Below are 539 nucleotides of genomic sequence, written 5' to 3' on the forward strand. Positions count from 1 at the left end.
GAACGAGAACGCCCTTTGTATTGGAAATAATCGAAACACGGATTGTTGTTTGGTCGATAGACACCCGTCCCAGATTTTTGAATGCCAAATGCGCGAGCACCTAATTCCAAGTTCATTGAATGGACGGCCAACATTAAGGCACCTTTACCGGACTTTTCTAACGCTTCTAAATGCTCCATTCCTTTAATCGTAACGTGCTTACTGACTCTTTTATCTGACCAAAACCATGCCATCGCTGTTTCGAAGAGTGCAATACCGGAGTTGTCGATATTATCTTTTAAAATCGCCTCGCGTTGAGATTCGCCCATGTGAGGAAAACAAAGCTCAAGATTGCGCCGTATCGTCACTTGACGCTTTTTCATTATTCGCATGGCTAAACGGCCAATACCGCGTCCTAGCGCTAATTGAACATTAAAAGGAAGAAGGCTCAATGAGTACATCACGCCGATGAGAATTAACGTACCCCAATAACGAGGTAAAAGAAATTTAGCCTTAAATTCAGGCTTTTTGTATTTATTCATGTATGAAATGTCAGATGC

Annotated in this window: 1 pseudogene; it reads right to left on the minus strand. The window is 42.1% G+C overall.

The features are described 5' to 3' along the window. Positions 1 to 521, minus strand: a pseudogene (locus R7Q46_RS29745) (lipid A biosynthesis lauroyl acyltransferase); the annotation flags it as partial. Between the last annotated feature and the right edge of the window lie 18 nt (positions 522 to 539).

The organism is Vibrio sp. 811 (assembly GCF_033339195.1).